Origin of the sequence: Cryobacterium sp. MP_3.1 (assembly GCF_035984795.1) — a bacterium.
GTDB lineage: Bacteria > Actinomycetota > Actinomycetes > Actinomycetales > Microbacteriaceae > Cryobacterium > Cryobacterium zongtaii.
Map to the genome: position 1 here is coordinate 14,178 of NZ_JAXCHV010000040.1, position 14,486 is coordinate 28,663.

Here is a 14,486-nt window from a genome sequence, read left to right on the forward strand (position 1 = left end):
GCAGGCTGCGGGAAGATCTCGGGGTGGCCGGGCAGGCGGACGGCATGGGGTGGGTCACAGGGGGGTGGCGGTCTGCAGCGGCGGAGTGGCGTCGGTCAGGGCTTTCGCGAGGCCGTCATCCACCTGGGTGAACCCGTCGGTGATGCCCTCGATCTTCTTGCGCAGACCCTCGACCGCCTCGGTCATGGCTTTGCGCTTGTCGTTCCACTTGTGTGCGAAATCGCTGACGTGGTCACCGAGGTTCTCGTGACCGGTGGCAATGGCCACGTCGTCGCTGAAGTCGTCGGCGTTGGTGAACTCCTTCACAACGGCGTCCAGGTCGTCCCGCAGCTGATGAAGCAGCTCCAGGTTGATGATGAGATCACTCATGATCGGTTCCCCCTAAGTGTTCGGCTTGACCGGCCTCGTTGCGACGGATGCGCGTGGGCCGGCTGCCTGTTAGAACAGTACCGAACCCGGTGAACGGGTTCGATGGGCAGCGGTCCCCATGACGCGAACTGTTGCCCATGCGGACATTTACGGCCGGCGTGCCGGACGCAAATGTCCGCTTCGGGAACAGAAGGTCACGAGAGCAGCGGGAGCTGCACCCGCACGAAGTTGCCCTTAGCGATCAGCACGCCGCGGCCGGGCGGGAACTCCGCCCGGTTCATCCGCGGCAGAGCGGTCTTCAGCAGGATGTCGCCCTCGACCGATTCGGGCTGCAGCAGCAGTCCGCGGCGGGCGTTCTTGATCTCCCCGAACAGCGGCCAGGACGAGTTCCAGGCGCTGGTCTCGGCCTCGGCGAGCAAGAAGTGATCGCTGCGTTTGACCGCCCGGGTGAGTTCGAGGATGCCGCCGTCGGCGGGCGTCTGCAGGAAGTCGCCCAGACTCTCGACGAACACCGCGATGCGGCCCTCGGTGTCGGGGTCGGCGACCGCCGCCGCAAGGTCCTTGGCCAACGCCGCGATGGCGTCCACCGTGGTCGCGGCCTCGGTCCACAAACCCAGCCGGGAGATCGGCGAGCGGGCGTTGCCGAAGTAGTACAGGCGCGCATCCGGTTCGAACCGTTTGAACGCCAGCGCGATCGATTCGATGGCGGTGCTGCGGCCGCTGGCCGGCGGGCCCGCCAGTAGCAGGGTGCCGCTGGGCTCGAAGCCGGCCGGGCCCAGGTCGATGTCGCCAAGGCCGAGCACCACCCGGTCGCCGATCCGGGCGGGCAGCTGCGCCTGCGGGAACTCCTTGGGCAGCGCCCCGATCGACGGCGCCTCGGCCACGCCGGCACGGCGCATGGCGTCGGCGAGCCGCTTGGTGGCGGCCGACTGCGCGGACTGCGCCGACAAGCCGCCGAGGATGGCGATCTGGGTTTCGAAGCCGTCCACAATGGCGCGGCCGGCCGGCGACTTGATGCTCAGGATGTCGCCGGGCACGTCGAGCATGCCGTAACCGTCGTCGGCCAGGCGCAGTACCACCTTGCGCTGGATCGCGGAGGAGATCGACGCGGGCACCGCGCCGGCCCGGTCGGCGGTGATCGCCACGTGCATGCCCAGCTGGCGGCCGTCGGAGAGGATATCCTTGAACACGTCGAACCACTGCGCGCGGCCGGCCGCGATCTCGAAGTCGTTGCGGAAGTTGGGGAACCCGTCGATGAGCAGCAGGATGCGCGGCTCGGCCGGCTGGTTGGCCAGCTGACGGTACTCGGTGATGTTCGACGCGTTCGCCTCGGCGTACAGCGCCTTGCGGCGGTCGATTTCACCCTGCAGGGTGCGGAACAACCGCACGACCCGTTCGACGTCCTCACCCATGATGATCGAACCGACGTGCGGCAGCTGCTCGAGCATGCGCAGGCTGCCGGCACCGAAGTCGAGCCCGTACACGTGCACCGGGCCACCGCGCGGGGTGATCGCGGCCGCGCAGGCGAGGGTGCGCAGCACCGCGGACTTGCCGGAGCCGCCGGTGCCGAAGATGGAGATGTGACCGTCGATGTCGGGCCGGAAGTACGCGGAGACCTGCTGCTGCTGCTCGGCGATGTCGGAGACGCCGAGAAGGAGTTCGGCATCCGTGCGCTGCCGCAGCAGGCTGAGGTCGTAGGCGCCGGCGAGTTCGTCGAGCCACGGCCGGCGGGGCGCGGGGATGCCGGTGGCGGCGTTGGCGCCGATGATGGTGGTGACCAGGCGTTGCTGGTCGGTGGGGCCGAGGTCGCGGTCCCCGTCGACGTAGTCGACCGCTCGCGGCTCCTCCCAACGGCTTTCCGCGCCGAACCGCAGCTCGTGCACGTCGATGCCGGCCCGCTCGGGTTCGCGGCTGGTCCAGCCGCCGGCGTAGGCGGACTGGAACTGGGCGAGCCGGCCGGGGCCGGTCTTGGCGACGCCGCGGCCGGGGATGGCCGGGTCGAAGTGGGCGGATTCCTTGGTGCCGATCACGTCGGTGCTGTCGGACTCGTCGGCCATCCGCAGGGCGATGCGCAGCGGGGTGTTGGCGCGCAGGTTGTCCTTGATCACGCCGGCGGGACGCTGGGTGGCCATGATCAGGTGGATGCCGAGCGACCGGCCGCGCTGGGCGATGTCGACGACACCGTCGACGAACTCGGGCACCTCGGTGGCCAGGGCGGCGAACTCGTCGATCACCAGCACCAGGGCGGGCGGGCTGTCGGGGTCGCCGCGCTTCTCCAGCTCGAGCAGGTCCTTGGCCTTCTTGCGGTTGAGCAGGTGCTCGCGGTGGTGCAGTTCGGCGCGCAGGCTGGTGAGCGCGCGGCGCACCAGGTGCGGGCTGAGGTCGGTGACCAGGCCCACGCAGTGCGGCAGGGTGACGCAGTCGGCGAAGGCCGAGCCGCCCTTGTAGTCCACGAACAGGAAGGTGACCCGGTCGGGGCTGTACTCGGCGGCCATGCCGAGCACCCAGGCCTGCAGGAACTCGCTCTTGCCGGCGCCGGTGGTGCCGCCGACGAGGGCGTGCGGGCCCTGGGTGCGGAGGTCCAGGTGCATGGCGTCGACACCGGCGGAGCCGATGATGGCGCGCAGCTTGCCGGCCCGGCGCGGTTTGGGGGTGCCGCCGCTTCGGTCGTGGATGGAGGTGTTCTGCTGCCACCGGTCGATGACCGCGGCGCTGGTCTCGACCATGTCGTGGCCGAGCAGGGTGACCAGCGACACGGTGCGGGGCAGGTCGCTGGCGTCGGCGACGAGGGCGCCGGCGTCGATGACCGGGGCCATCCGCTTGGCGAATTCGAGGGCGGCGGCGGAGTCGACCTGCTCGGTGACGACGTTGTCGATGGTCTCGCCCAGGCGCACGAAACCGACGGTGGCGATGCCGGGTTGGTCGCCCAGGTGTAGGTAGGTACGGCAGACGGCGGGCAGTGCCGCCACGGTCGGGCCGATCCAGATGGGGTACACGCCGGCGTCGGCGGCGATTTCGGCGAGCTGCACGAGCCGGGCCCGGTCGATGGCCACGTCGTCGGAGATCAGCAGCACAATCGCGGGGATGGCCGACTTGGTGCCCTCCTTGGTGCCGGATGCGCCGACCTCGCCGCCGCGCTCGAGCGCGGCATCCGTTTGCACCATGGCGCCGCGGCGGCTGGCCTTGGCCTGGGCGAGGCGCTGCTCCACAACACCCTCGATGCCGGAAAGCACCGCGCTGGCACTGGCGGCACTGTCGGCGAGGTGGCTTCCTTCAATGGGGCTGTGCGGGGAGGAAGTGTGGGGCATCCACTTGAGCCATTCCAGCTCACGGGACCAGCGGGGCGTGACCAGGGAGGCGACGACAAGTTCGGCCGGTGAGTGCAGTGCGGTGAGCTGCACCAGGATCGAGTTGATCGAGCCCATCGCCTGGGCGGGTGAGCCGGCGATTCCGAGTGCGCCGGAGTCGTAGAGGTTGTCGATCAGCGGCACGCCGTCGAGGGTGCGATTGGCGTTGATGACTTCGGTGAGCTTCTCCTCGAACTCCGGCAGCATGTCGCCGCGGCTGGAGTCGGAGATGGTGTTGCGGGAGTTCATGGTGCCGCAGCCGAGCCGCACGTTCAGGAACGACCAGTGTTCGGGACGGCGGGTCCAGAGCATCGGCCCCCGGTTCATGGCGTGCTCGTGTGCTTCCAGAGTGGAGGGCGACTCCTTGAGCCGCAGCTCGTGCTCGATGACCCGTTCGGTGGCCAGCCGATTGGTGAGGACCTCGAGCCTGGCGCTGAACTTGGCCACGGCCTTGGCCATCCGGCGTTTGTCACGGCCCTTGGTGGTGAAGAAGTTGCCGATCAGCATGACCGGGGAGAGCAGACAGAACAGCAGGGTGGTGGGGCTCTTGGTGAGCGCGAACATCGCCCCGCCCAGCAGCAGCGGGGTGATCATCGCCAGCAGCGGGAACGGTGCGTCCTCCTTCTCGGTGGGCACCTCCGGGGAGACGAACTCCTGGCCGATGTAGCGTTTCTCCACCTTGGGCGACCGGTTGAAGAAGATCGGGCCGGGTTTGGGCGCGCTTTCGGGCGCGGCGCCGGCGACCAGACTGATCTCCACCTCGGAGTCGCCGAGCAGCATCCGTTCGGTCTTGGCAATGCGCAGCCGGCCCACGATGCCGCCGTCCACGACGACCCCGTTGGCGCTGCCGAGGTCGATGACCTCCACGGCCTCGCCGATCTCCAGCCGCACGTGCTTCTTCGATACCAGGCTGTCGTGCAGCACGATGTCGCAGGCGGCGTCGCGGCCCACCAGCAGGCTGCCGGGCGCCAGCGGGAACTCGCGGCCTTCATCCGGCCCGGAGAGCACCTTGAGTTGGGCTACCGGCTGCGCCGTCAGCGTTGACGGGGCCTGGTAGAGCACACCGGCGTCGGCGAGGCTCACGGATGCGCCGGAGCCGATCCAGGCCTCCCCCACCGGTCCGTCCGGCGGCAGGGTGAGTGGCACGCTCTGGCCGGGCAGCGTTGCCCGCAGGGTGAGGAACCGGTCCGGTGAGTGCGTGGTCTGCGCGTCGACCCGGCTGATGGTGCCGGCGATTTCGGAGATCGTGGCTGCCGCATCCGCGGTGACGATGATGTCGCTGGCGGCGCCGTTGGGGCGAACCAGGGTGAGCTTGAGGCGCATTCAGTTCCTATGTCAGTAGAGCTGGCGGTGCGGGGTGACGTGCTATTCGCCGCGGCGCTCCCACGGCCAGAGCGGCCGGCCGTGCTCGCCGTAGTGCGAGGCCAGCAGGATCGAGTAGACGAGCGCGACGAGAAAGGCCAGCGCACCCACGGTGAGGGCGAACGGGCTGGCGAGCATGCTGCCGGCGAACAGCAGCACGCCCAAGGGTTGGCCGTTGCCGGCGGCCACGAGGATGGCTCCGGTGACGATGAACAGGCCGTACGCGGCGATGCCGGTGGCAACAGCAAACCCCACCACGACGCGTTGCTTGTCGGGTGGGGTGTTGACGCCGAGAACGATCAGCATGAGCAGCACCAGCAGCACGGCGACGGCCGTCATGGTGGGGCCCACCAGGGTGCCGGCCGACCTGTCGGCGATGACCTCGAGGTTGGTGGCCAGGCTGATCAGGCCGAACGCGGCCACGAGCAGTGCGGCGTAAAGCACGGTCGCGAAAACCGCGACGACGGTCGCATATTTCTGGTAATCGCGCATTCTGTGCTCCCCCCGCACTGCCAGCGGTTAGACCGGACGGGCGAGCTGCGGTCCTTCGGCGAGCTGACGCTCGTATTCGGCCTTGGCGGCGATGTTCTTCGCGGTGATGCTGCGGCCGCGGCGGGCGATCCAGGCGCCGAACCAGATGGGCACCTCGCGGGCCACGACGGCCGCGGCGATGGCGCCGGGGTTCAACCACTGAGTGCTCACGAAGCGGGCCGCTTCGGCGGGGGTCAGGTTCCACGCCTGCACGGCGAGCAGGGCGCCGCCGATGTAGGAGAAGTACACGACCACGGCGACAAGGAAGCCGCCGAGCACGTAGGCCCACCAGCCGGCACGGTTGAGCACCGCGACCAGCAGCGCGAAGGCGAGGAAGAAGAAGATCACCGGCACGTAGAAGACCGGCAGCACCAGGAAGTCGGTGAACCGGGTGGTGGCGTCGGCGACGGTGGCGGCGTTGGCGGCGGAGATGAAGAACGCGATGACCGCATAGACGCCGGCGAAGACCGCGGTGGCAATCAGGCCGATGAGGATGCCGGCGGCCCGGTTGCCCAGGGTCTTGGGCGGGGTGGGCGCGGTGACGTACACCGGGCTCTGCGAGAACTGCTGGGTCTGCTGCTGCACCGGCGGCTGCACGGTGGGCTGCGCGGCTGCGGCGGGGACCGTCGCGGCTGCCGGGGTGGGCACGTAGGTGGGCGTGTAGTTCTTCTGCTCCGCAGCTGCTTCATCGCGGGCGACCTCGGCCGGGGTGGGCTCGGCGGTGAGGCGTTCGACCTTTTCGGTCTGCGCCTCCGACGCGTTGACCGTCACCGGGGTGGCCGGCTCGTAGTCGATCGGCTCGCCGGGAACGTAGGCAGGCTCCGGCGTCGAGGTCTCGGCCACCGGTTCGCGCACAGGCTGGTCGACGGTCTTGCTCGGGTCGGCCACGGTGGTGGGCTCCGGGTTCTGGTCGTCGTAGATGTGCTCGGTGGGCGCATCCGGGTTGTGGTTCTTGTTGCCCTCGGGGGGCGTGGTGTCGGTCATGCTGCACTCCTCGTGAGCCTCGTGGCCGTAGCTCTGTGCTGCAACTGTAGCAATTACGGGGGTCAAGTCGACGGAAGCGCGGGGCGCGCGGCGGTTAACCTGCCGCGGTGAGAATCAGTCAGCCGGGGTCGCTTCAGTGGCCGCGTCAGGCAGGAGCACGTAGACGAGTCCGGTGATGAGGGCGGTGACATTCGATTCACCCTCCTCTACCGTCTCGGCAGTGGTGGTGACGCCCGACACGAGGACGAGTCGCTCACCGGTCTGCAGACCATTGACAAATTCGAGGGCGTCTCCGTAGCTGCCGTTGACCGTCACGGTCACAGTGAGGGAAACGAAGTTGCCGGCCGTAATCTGAGCACTCGTCACAGGGGGCACGCCGGCTAAAGGGGCATCGACTGCGCCGTTGGTCGGTGCCTTTCCTGTTGCGCTGGGCTCTGGCGTTTCACCCGCATCCTCGGCGGCGGCGACAACCTCGACTGGCGCATAGGGCACTGCATCGGACACGGTAAATCCAGTCAGGACGACCTGGCTTCGTTCAGCAAGAGCGCCCAGCTGCTTGACGAACGCGGGCATCTCGGTTGTGTTCGGCACTGAGTCTTGCAGCGGCTCCAGGTCGTCCTTCAGGTCGTCCAGTCCCTCGAAATCCTTCTCAAGCTGGGCAAGAACCGTGGCCTGGCTCGCGTTAGAGGCTGCCACTGATTTGCGCTGCTCATCGGCAGCTGCCTTGGCGGCCAACTGGGGTTGGATGCCCAGCAAAACACCGACAACCATCACGATGACCATGACAAGGACGGACCCGATCATCCAAAGCTTGTTTCTATCCACAGTTACTCCCCCTCGGTGACGAAGCGGTGCGCAAACGCGGCGTCATTAATGTGCATGGTGACTTCGGCGGTGTAGACCCCAGCATCGTCACGGGTCACCGACCCAGGTAGAGCGTCGGCGAACCCGGGAAGTGTCGCTAGGGAGTCCAGCCAAGTCGGCACGTCGGGAAGGGTGGAACTAGTGGCGGTGAAGGTGACCGTAGCAACTCGTGCGCCCTGCAGCGGTGCGGTGGGCTGGACATATCTCGTCAGTGGTGTCGCGGAGTCGACGGCAACTGAATTTATCGTCACACTGGCCGGCAGAATGGCCTGTACGCCCTGGAGGTACTCTTTCCAGTCGATCTCGGTCGAGGCGCCCACCTGCTGGGCAGCCTCGATCAAATCAACTTCACGTTGTACCGTGCGCACCTCAATGAACTCGTACTGCTTTTCCAGGAGCGCCGGAGTCAGTGCCTGCTCGCTCGTCAGTTGAGCCTGCGCCTGCAGGGCTACTGCGAACGATGCCGCCGTTCCCACGACCACGATAGCCACTACTCCAATGACAGCGAGTCCCAGCTGGCGACGGACCGCAGTGGCGGCCCGCTCCTTTTTCACTTCCGGCGGGAGCAGGTCTACGGTCGGTTCGCCTCCGACCACCAGCGAGTCGTTGTTCGCTGCCCGACTCACGCGGCACGACCGAGTGCGAGGCCGAGGGCCACCGAGTAGGCAGACACGTTGGTTAGCAGTTCTTTGGTGTCAAGCTCGTGCGCTAAAACGACGGTTGATAGCGGGTCGCCAACGACAACCGACAGGCGGGTCATTTCAGCCAGCGCCTCTGGAAGGCCGCGCAATTGTGCGCCACCCCCGCTCAGCACGATTAGGCGCACCGAGTCCATGGGGCGAGTGTTGACAAAATAGTTGATGGTGTTACGGAGGCTCGAAAGCTGCTCTTTCGCGATTCTATAAATCACCTCGACCGCTACCTTGTCCACGGCAGCCACCGCACCCACCGCCAGACCAAGACGTCGCTTCAGGTCGGCGGCCTGGGCGGCTTCTAGCTCGAAGTCACGTTCCAGCGCCTGGGTGATGTCATCACCGCCGGTGGCAATGATTCGGACAAACTGCGGAACGCCGTCGGTGGCAATGACGACACTCGTAGTGCTCCCCCCGATATCGACCAGGGCGACCGTGCCCTCGACGCCGGGACGGGAAAGCAGCAATCGGCTCAGCGCGAAGGGAATAAGGTCAACGTCGATTGTGGTCAGCCCCGCGAGGGCGGTGGTCTTGATATTGGCCAGGACTGCCGCCTTGATTGCAGCGATGAGGAGGCCGCGTACCATGGGCCCATTTTCGCCTTCCACCTCCGCGATCGGGTAGAAGTCGAGGACAGCCTCAACGACGGGGATCGGCAGCATGTCCTGCACTTCGAAGGGCAGGGTTTCCCGAATGCGTGCCAGCGGCATTTTCGGCACAGACAACTCGCGGGCGAGCACCCGCTGGTTCCCCATGCCAAGCACCACGTTCTTGCTCTTGAACCGTCCTGCCGACCACAGTTGCCTCAAGACCGCGGCTACTGCCTCGATGTCGACGACTTCGCCCCGGCTCACCGATCCCACCGGCAGTGGAACCTCGTGGTATCGCAGCAGCGTCGGCTGCGACTTGCCCGGGTTGCTCACCTCAACAGCGCGCACCGACACCGTGCCGATGTCAATCCCTACGACGTTCGTGGCCACTTGAGTGCTCCTCTATTGCTGATGAAGTCCTTCATTGCTATACCGCTCCCAGAAGCGTCAAGTAACCGTCCCACACTCGGTCACCAAAGAAGATTCCCACCCACGCGCCGGCCAGCATCCAGGGACCGAACGGAATACCACTCTTTCGCGTCGCCCGTCGAGCGACGAGCAGTCCGACGGCGTAGAAACCGCCGAGAAGGAACGCCGCGAATGATCCAACTGCCAGCTCTCCCCAGCCCAAGTAACCCAAGAACAGCCCGAGAACTCCCGCAAGCTTAACGTCGCCGAAACCCATACCGCCGGAGTACACGATCGCCATCAGGAAGTATGCGAACCACATCGCCGCTAGGCCAATGCCGGCACGCAGGAGCGGCCCGAGATCGCCCGATGACAGTGCAGCCAGTGAAAGCAGGACGGTGCCGACGACATACCCCGGCAACACGATCAAATTCGGGAGACGATGCACGTCAACGTCGATCAAGGCCAGCGCGATGCTCACGGCTGCTAGGTAGAGGTACGCACCCAGAACCAGCAAACCGCTCGTGATTCCGCGTCCACTCGTCGGCTCGTCCGAGATCAGGTCCAATGTGACAGCAACGAACGCCGCACCCGTTCCAGCTTCGACGAGTGGGTAGCGTACTGAGATTGCCGTACGACAGCTACGGCATTTGCCGGCAAGCAGAACCCAGGACAGCACAGGAATGTTGTCCCGGGAGGTGATGGCCGCGCCACAGCGAGGGCAGGAGCTGGGCGGGGTGACGACCGACATACCTAACGGCACCCTGTACACCACGACGTTCAGAAACGATCCGACGGCTAGACCAAGCACGGAGCTTAGCACCGTAACGAGGACTGCAAAACTGGCCAACAACGGCTCGATCACGGAATCGGCACTCCCTTAGCCGTAAAGGCCGGCTTCACCTCGACCACGACGTTCACGCCGTAGGTGGTCGACACTGGCGAAAGGAACTTCGGCGGCGCGACGTAACGGAATCGGTCATCGTAGCCATAGGCCTTTGTATACCCGTTGGTACCGCTGCGAACAATTCCCCGGAACTTTTGGGAGATTGCTCCTTTCACGGTCAAGATGCCCTGGCTGCCTCCGCGGTCATAGTTCTGCACCTGGAAGGTGTGCGAAACCGAAAGGATGGCCGCATTGATCGTTCGATCGTTGCCAAGGAGCGCTGAGTACGATCTGCTCGAGTACTTTACGGGGTTCCACACCCACACAGCGTTCTGGCCCACAAGTCCGAGCACGTCATCCTGCGGAGTCGCGTAGGTGACGTCGCCGGTGATGTAGACGTAGTTCTCCGCGGCGAGAGTCATAGCGCCGCGTAGCGTACCCTGCACGAAAAGATCGCCGTTTCTACAGCCATAGGAAGACGAGATCGAGTCGACGAACTCGCTGGCTCGCGGATACCCGATGCCGTTTCCGGCTGCACAAACGGAGTTCGAATACCCGCTGGGGTACATCAAGGTGCCGCTGGTCGGCCAGGTGTTCGGATTCCCGACAGTCGTGGGAACATTTTGCACAAAGATCAGATTGCGGTCTAGCACATCGATTGTCGCGCCGGTGGAGGAAGCTAACCCGTTGGTGCCGGCTCCCGGATTACCACATACGGCCGGTGTTGTACCGGACGTTGCCGGATCCCCAGCCACATTCGTCTGTTTCGTCCACGGTGATTTCACGGTCATCTTGCCATCGCTGGTGAGGGTGATGCTTGTGGGCCCCGTGTACAGGCATCCGGGCACAGCCACCACGGCGATCGGCAGGTCGGAGCGGGTCTCGTCTTTCATCTCCGAGTTCGTCTGGGGCATGGCTATTTTGGGGCTATAAGTCGGGTTGCCCTTAGAGAAGACCTGACCGGTGCAGGTGGCGCCATTCGAATCCCGTTTGAGGTAACGCAGGCCGGTCGCGGGGTTGTTGGAGGTGGTTACGATTCCGTTGAAGGTTGCCTGGCAGACCCGGAGGGTGTCGTTGGAATGCAGCGGCCCGTTAATGACGTCACCATTGCCGAACGCAATATCACTGCACTGACTGTAGGGCGGGTTGGGTCCGGGCCGACCCTGCCAGGCATACTTTTCGCAGGTTGCCACGTCGTCACCGTTTTGATCGGGATCCTGAATTTCGTAGTCGGTGAAGTAGAGGAAGTCAATGAAACCTTGCTGTTTCAAGTTGGCGACGATGGACCGGGTGGCGTCCCCTACCCGGCCGGTGGCGCGAATGCGCAGGATGCCAGAGTCAGAGTACTGCGAGGTGTCCACCTCGTAACGGTAGGAGGCCCGCCCTCCACTGCCTTCGACTACTCCCCAAGTTCCGGTCGCCCCCACGCCGAAGGCAGGGTTGGCCTGGGTGCCAGTTGGGAGGCTCAATGTACTGGTGTTGCTGAACGGTGCGGCCGAGTTGCCATAGATCATGTATGCATTGTCGTTTGCCAGCCGGCTCTCGTATTCCTCAACACCCGCATAGGCAGCGGAGCCTGCTGCGCTCCAGTTTTGGTCGGAGTTGGCCTTGATGAGTCCGCTCACGGACGTCGTCAAGGCCATTGTCACCAGAATCAGCATGACCATCCCGGTACCGATCACCATAGGGAGGGCGACACCGTCATCTGTGCCGGCCACGCGGAGACGAGCGAAAATGCGATTGATCGTGAGCATCAGGGCCCCGTCCGGAAGACTGGGACGTTGGGCATGCCGACGGTGTTCTGAAGCGTCACCGCTGATCGAGAGTCGGTTGCACTGCCCTGGAGGGTCATGGTGACCTTCACCGCGGCGATCGTATCTCGCTGGTCCAGGGTGAGCCCAGCGGAAGGCGCTGTGAGTTCAGTTCCGTCCTTGAGCACGTAGGTGAAGAGGGAAGGCGCGCTGCCGCTCGGCGCCGCAACCGTTCCTGCCATGATCCTCGTCGAGCTCGACGTGGGCGAAAAGGCGAAGAAGCCCGAGCCGATGGGCGACTCGATGGCCGGCCACTGCGTTTCGATCAGCCGACGGCTGGTGTCCAGGGAGAGCCGAATCTTCACTGGCAGTTCAGCGGAGGACACCAAGTTGATGTAGGCATAGAGAGTGACCGACTCCGGGAGTGCCGATTCGAGCGCCGGCTGGTTGGCCGCTCCGGAGACCGGATTTTCTGTCGCGGCGCGGATGACCCGCGATACCTCGTTCATGCCGTTCGACGCCTCACGGCTGTTGGCGCTCACCATGCGCGTTTGCGACACTGTTCGCATGGTGCTCAAGTAAAGGCCGGAGATCATCGTGGCCACGATTGCGAGTAACAGCATCGCCACCAGAAGCTCTACCAGGCTCAGGCCCTGCTCGCCGCCCGTCAATCGGCGCCGGCCGGCGGTGATCACGGGGCCACCACAATTCGCGGGTCGAGAGTCAGGAGGCCAGCCGACACGGTCGACGGCGGCGGCGCAGTCAGGCCGGTCGAGACCGAAATCGTCGCGGTAGCTGAGGTACTGCCTCGGTAAAGTTTCCAGACCCCATACGGGAGAGCTACCGAGACCGAGTCGTTGGTGAGCTTGTCGAAGGTGTATGTCATGGTGTCCGCACAGCCCGCTGCTCCCGTTCCCGGCGCATGGGCCTGCGAGATCGCCTTGAGAAACTGCCCGTTGAGCCCGGCAACCGTGACCAGTCCCATCGGCACCGCGGTCGCCACGCTACCTCCAGGCACCGTCGCTACGGCCGGAACAACAGGGCCCACCGCACCGTCTGCGCCGGGAGTGGTCCATTCGGCGGGGTCTGGCGAAAGGCACCCGGGCAAACTGGCGCCTGGCGCAACATACTTGCCACTGAAGACTCGGTAACCGGAGGGGAACGCGTGCAGCGCGAACGCCTTGGAGAGGGCGTTAGTCGCGGCTGACGGCGTGTAGAGGGGGTATGTACTCTTGAACGTGGTGTCCAGGTTCGTCGGAATCACGGTCGAACCCGCGGGGGCGTTGGACGCGTAATTGACGGTGTAGGCACCGGACCTATCGTATTGAAATGACACCGACGCTGCCGTGCCGGCAGTAACGCCAACGAAGGTCAACGGGGTGGCCTTCTGATTCACGTCGACAGAGTTGGCCGCCGTGATCGACACGTTATAGTTCCCGGGTACAACTTTGAGAATATAGCTGCAGCCCTGAGCATCTGTCGGCTCAGGGGTATCGGTCAGAGCCACGGCGCCCGCTGCAGGAGTGGCCGGGGCGGCCGTGACTGTTACACCAGCGTTGCCAGCTCCCGATGCGCCGCGCACGGATACCAGAATGGTTCCCAGCGTCGGGTTATTGATTCGGGTACCGGGCGCGATTACTGTGTCGGCGCGAACCGGGGGCGTGGACGCTCGCATACCAGCCCAGGTGACGGAGACGTTGACACGCTTGTACTTGAGTTGGCCACCGCCGGACCCGCAGGTGGCGTCGGCGCTCGTGCTCGTGACCCAGTTGGTTGTGCGGTGAATGTAGAAGGTCGTGCCGTTCATCGTGGACGTTTTGTCGGCGTCCACCAGCGTGAAGAGATCCTCGACGGCCCGGCTGAGGTCGATTTCCTGCGCGACCAAGTTGGCTGCCGCGGTGCGGGAGCGGTTATCGCTGCCCATCGTGAGCGACAACGTAAGGGCATATGCCACCGACACCGAGATCATGGCGAACACCATCATGGCAACGATGATCTCGATGAGAGTGAGACCCGACTGCCGAATGTGACCGTCCCCGAGTCGAGCACGGATCCAACTCATGTCACAACTCCTGGCGTTGTTTAGTGCAAGGTGCGGCTCTTCTCACCGCGTGGGGTGCCGCATACTGCAACACCCCACATGGTGCGCCCGACGCATTTCGGGCCTATCTACTGCTACGGAGCCGTGCAAGCAGTTGGAAGAGTAGCCGGTGAGACTAGCTTTACAACCCCACCCGATTCAAGGGCGTAGAAGACGGAAGCGCCGGAGCTTGTGCTCTTTCCGGCCACACAGAATGCGCTGCCGGTGCCCGCCTTGTAGCTCAGCGCGGAGGTGTTCGCGCCCTTGGATGCGCCGGCGTTGCCCGCTTCGGTGGTCGGCACGCCAGCGGTGATCACGGCGGTAGCCGTTGGGAGTGTGCCTGTGCCCGTCTGCATGCTAACGACGGCCGTCTTGAGGTTTGAGACGTCGGACTGCGCCGAGCTGTCCTTGGCATTGTCCTGCACACCCAAGTACACCGGGATGGCGATGGCGGCGAGGATGCCGATGATGATCACCACGACCAGGAGTTCGATCAGGGTGAAACCTTTTTGGTTTTCTTCGGGGTTTGAACCGTCCCGGGTTTCATGCCGCCGTTTTGTTGGCGGCTTCGATATTTATCGGGCCGTTTGTTTCAGCGTAGTAGTTGCTTTCATATTCCTCG

12 protein-coding genes are annotated in these 14,486 nt (G+C 65.0%); all 12 read right to left on the bottom strand.

All coding sequences use genetic code 11. The features are described from left to right. Positions 1-54: 54 nt before the first annotated feature. The 12 genes from RCH12_RS17025 to RCH12_RS17080 all read right to left on the bottom strand — a co-directional run bounded on the left by RCH12_RS17025 (position 55) and on the right by RCH12_RS17080 (position 14,439). Positions 55-369 (bottom strand): hypothetical protein, encoded by a 315-nt coding sequence (locus RCH12_RS17025; RefSeq protein ID WP_088457206.1) that lies wholly within the window; start codon positions 367-369, stop codon positions 55-57. Positions 370-563: 194 nt separating this feature from the next. After that, positions 564-5,039, bottom strand: coding sequence for an FtsK/SpoIIIE domain-containing protein (locus RCH12_RS17030; RefSeq protein WP_327017659.1), 4,476 nt, complete (start codon positions 5,037-5,039; stop codon positions 564-566). 42 nt (positions 5,040-5,081) lie between these two features. After that, complete coding sequence (locus RCH12_RS17035) at positions 5,082-5,570, bottom strand: hypothetical protein (protein ID WP_088457208.1); 489 nt, start codon at positions 5,568-5,570, stop codon at positions 5,082-5,084. A gap of 27 nt (positions 5,571-5,597) precedes the next feature. Next, positions 5,598-6,593: a hypothetical protein gene (locus tag RCH12_RS17040; protein WP_327017660.1), complete on the bottom strand. Its 996-nt coding sequence runs from the start codon at positions 6,591-6,593 to the stop codon at positions 5,598-5,600. A 114-nt stretch (positions 6,594-6,707) separates the two neighbouring features. Continuing rightward, entirely contained in the window at positions 6,708-7,418 is a 711-nt protein-coding gene (locus RCH12_RS17045) for a hypothetical protein (protein WP_327017661.1), read from the bottom strand. Positions 7,419-7,420: 2 nt separating this feature from the next. Continuing rightward, a complete protein-coding gene (locus RCH12_RS17050; RefSeq protein ID WP_241993224.1) occupies positions 7,421-7,948 on the bottom strand; it encodes a hypothetical protein in 528 nt (175 codons plus the stop codon). Between the two features lie 131 nt (positions 7,949-8,079). Continuing rightward, complete coding sequence (pilM, locus tag RCH12_RS17055; RefSeq protein WP_327017662.1) at positions 8,080-9,129, bottom strand: type IV pilus assembly protein PilM; 1,050 nt, start codon at positions 9,127-9,129, stop codon at positions 8,080-8,082. A gap of 37 nt (positions 9,130-9,166) precedes the next feature. Next, positions 9,167-10,012: a prepilin peptidase gene (locus RCH12_RS17060; protein WP_327017663.1), complete on the bottom strand. Its 846-nt coding sequence runs from the start codon at positions 10,010-10,012 to the stop codon at positions 9,167-9,169. Continuing rightward, on the bottom strand, positions 10,009-11,787 hold the full coding sequence (locus tag RCH12_RS17065; RefSeq protein ID WP_327017664.1) for a hypothetical protein: 1,779 nt from the start codon (positions 11,785-11,787) through the stop codon (positions 10,009-10,011). The genes RCH12_RS17060 and RCH12_RS17065 overlap by 4 nt, the downstream gene beginning before the upstream one ends. Beyond that, entirely contained in the window at positions 11,787-12,479 is a 693-nt protein-coding gene (locus RCH12_RS17070) for a PulJ/GspJ family protein (RefSeq protein WP_327017665.1), read from the bottom strand. The genes RCH12_RS17065 and RCH12_RS17070 overlap by 1 nt, the downstream gene beginning before the upstream one ends. Further along, positions 12,476-13,846, bottom strand: a complete 1,371-nt coding sequence (locus tag RCH12_RS17075) for a type IV pilus modification PilV family protein (protein ID WP_327017666.1) — start codon at positions 13,844-13,846, stop codon at positions 12,476-12,478. Before RCH12_RS17075 ends, RCH12_RS17070 begins: the two co-directional genes overlap by 4 nt. Before the next feature lie 113 nt (positions 13,847-13,959). After that, positions 13,960-14,439 carry a type II secretion system protein gene (locus tag RCH12_RS17080; RefSeq protein ID WP_327017667.1) on the bottom strand — a complete coding sequence of 160 codons (480 nt, stop codon included), beginning with the start codon at positions 14,437-14,439 and terminating at the stop codon, positions 13,960-13,962. Positions 14,440-14,486 lie beyond the last annotated feature (47 nt).

Coding starts and splice junctions, on each gene's coding strand:
- RCH12_RS17075 (WP_327017666.1), bottom strand. CDS start 13,846: ATGAGTTGGATCCGTGCTCGACTCGGGGACGGTCACATTCGGCAGTCG.
- RCH12_RS17030 (WP_327017659.1), bottom strand. CDS start 5,039: ATGCGCCTCAAGCTCACCCTGGTTCGCCCCAACGGCGCCGCCAGCGAC.
- RCH12_RS17065 (WP_327017664.1), bottom strand. CDS start 11,787: ATGCTCACGATCAATCGCATTTTCGCTCGTCTCCGCGTGGCCGGCACA.
- RCH12_RS17025 (WP_088457206.1), bottom strand. CDS start 369: ATGAGTGATCTCATCATCAACCTGGAGCTGCTTCATCAGCTGCGGGAC.
- RCH12_RS17035 (WP_088457208.1), bottom strand. CDS start 5,570: ATGCGCGATTACCAGAAATATGCGACCGTCGTCGCGGTTTTCGCGACC.
- RCH12_RS17040 (WP_327017660.1), bottom strand. CDS start 6,593: ATGACCGACACCACGCCCCCCGAGGGCAACAAGAACCACAACCCGGAT.